This window comes from Vibrio sp. 10N.222.46.A1 (assembly GCF_041473595.1).
Classification (GTDB): domain Bacteria; phylum Pseudomonadota; class Gammaproteobacteria; order Enterobacterales; family Vibrionaceae; genus Vibrio; species Vibrio tasmaniensis_A.
Map to the genome: position 1 here is coordinate 1 of NZ_JBFRSN010000267.1, position 1,521 is coordinate 1,521.

Sequence of the window (1,521 nt, forward strand, 5' to 3'; positions counted from 1 at the left end):
AGCTATGAGTCTCGAATTAAGACAGGTGCTAATTCTTTTGAGCGCTTAACGCTTCTGCAGTCGCATCTTGAATCGACAAGAACAATGACGTGATTTGTCCAGTAGGCGAACGCATCGGGTTTAGCGTCACGTTCTGGTACATGAAATCAGCTTGTTGAGTAACAGGGCGAACATTACGGCACTTGAACAGGTAAGGTCTTTGTGGCCATGTAATAAAGCTGCGACAACCTAAATCATAGACTGGCTTGGTTTTCAGCCTAAACCACTCTTCTGGGATTTCAGGGAATAACTCAAAGATCGACTTACCGATAGCATCATGTGATTGCTTACCGCTATGGTGAGTCATGAAGCCATTCCAAACTTGCACCTCAAAATCGCGATTAATAACCACCAGCCCCATGTCGACGTTCTGAACCATGTCCACCATCCAGTGGAACTGTTCAAATTCAGCAGGAAGATTCAACATATTAAAACTCCTCCATTAGGTAGGCCAATTTATTATCTAGAAGTGGCAAAGATTCATCAACAAACATGAATAGAAGGTCACAACGGATTGAAGTGCCGTCTATGTTATAGCTGACTTCGAAAGTCATCGTTTTCTTGAATGAGCCGCCGGTATTTTCAATAACGGAATCGATTGAGATGTGTTGACCCAGCAACACCGGAGAGCTCTGGAAGAAACGAACTTCTGACTGCTCACCTAACCCATTCAGGAATGAACCCACAAGGATATTAGATACATCCATCAACAGCTCTAATTCTTCTAACTGTTCGCTTTCTGTTGGCACCTTCATGAGCTTTTTAAGATCGCTCACACTGGAATCACTCAGCAAGACTAACGCTTCACCTGCAATACCTTCTCCACTAAAGCCTTGGCAAACACCCGACACTTGGTCGTTGTCTGCTAAGTCGCGAAGTGCCATGTGCAATTCACTCACTTCCAAAATATTCACGTTCGGTAGTGGTAAATGGACAAATACATCAAAATGGCGCGCCAGTGCATCGGCGGCGCGGCCGATTGCTACGTTCGCCACTTCCATGTAGATATCGCGTCTGCGTAGTATTGGAAGATCTAAAGCGGTAGGGGTAACAACCTGAGGCTGCGTTGGCGGCTCAACAAGTTCACGTAAAATGCCTTTTAACGCTTCTTTATCGATCGGTTTTTGTAAAAACGCTTTAGCACCGAGGTCCATGACCCTCTGCTGCGCTTTTGGCTGGATGTCACCGGAAACAACGACAACAGGTGTGTTATCACCTAAGCGTTGCATCTCTTCCAATGTGCCATAGCCATCTAGCTCAGGCATGGTCAAGTCGAGGAACATCAGTTTAAACTGGTTTTGAGCTAACTCTTCAAGTGCATTAAGCCCATGAACAGCAAAAGTTATATCTGCATTTAGAGAACTAGGCAGTGATCGAGCCATCTGCTTCCTTGCTAATGCAGAATCATCACATATAAGAACTGGGAACGACATAAATGCACCACCGACAAATTAAAGCTAATTTCGAGGAGTGTAACAGATC

The 1,521-nt window shown here is 44.8% G+C and carries 2 protein-coding genes; both read right to left on the minus strand.

Annotated features, from left to right (window positions below; genetic code table 11):
* Positions 1 to 28 precede the first annotated feature (28 nt).
* A complete protein-coding gene (locus AB4496_RS09180; protein ID WP_009844817.1) occupies positions 29 to 466 on the minus strand; it encodes a PAS domain-containing protein in 438 nt (145 codons plus the stop codon).
* A gap of 1 nt (position 467) precedes the next feature.
* The gene (locus AB4496_RS09185; RefSeq protein WP_012600962.1) at positions 468 to 1,472 is read right to left on the minus strand and encodes a response regulator; all 1,005 of its coding nucleotides are present in this window, start codon (positions 1,470 to 1,472) and stop codon (positions 468 to 470) included.
* Positions 1,473 to 1,521: the final 49 nt, after the last annotated feature.

What these genes read in the sequence shown, in the direction of transcription:
- AB4496_RS09180 (WP_009844817.1), bottom strand. Translation starts at nt 466, where the DNA reads ATGTTGAATCTTCCTGCTGAATTTGAACAGTTCCACTGGATGGTGGAC.
- AB4496_RS09185 (WP_012600962.1), bottom strand. Translation starts at nt 1,472, where the DNA reads ATGTCGTTCCCAGTTCTTATATGTGATGATTCTGCATTAGCAAGGAAG.